At 65.2% G+C, this 322-nt stretch carries 1 protein-coding gene; it reads right to left on the bottom strand.

Annotation, left to right across the window (positions count from 1 at the left end; translation table 11 throughout):
• Nucleotides 1–322, bottom strand: a 322-nt coding sequence (locus tag ACLBXP_RS25465) for a phosphoenolpyruvate carboxykinase (ATP) (protein ID WP_447670616.1), incomplete at both ends; no start/stop codon positions are given.

Here is a 322-nt window from a genome sequence, read left to right on the forward strand (position 1 = left end):
GCACGAGCTTCTTCGAGAAGTCGATGGCGATCACGGTCTTCGACCGGCAGCCGTGCCGGGCGGGGTCCGCCTGGAAGCTCGGCAGGTCGATGATCGTCATGTCCGGCACGTAGGACGCGATCTCGGATCGGTCCGGCCGGATCAGCAGGTTGCGGATGAACAGCGAATGCCACGCGAACTCGGTGAACACCCGCGCCTTGACCCGGTAGGCCGGATCGGCGCCGCCGTAGAGGTCCTGGGCGAACAGCTCCTTGCCCTCAGCGTGCTTCAAGAAGTCCTGGCGCAGGGTCTCGAACTGCTCTGGCGTGATGGCGCCGTTGTT

The sequence above is a fragment of the Methylobacterium sp. A54F genome, from assembly GCF_053346035.1.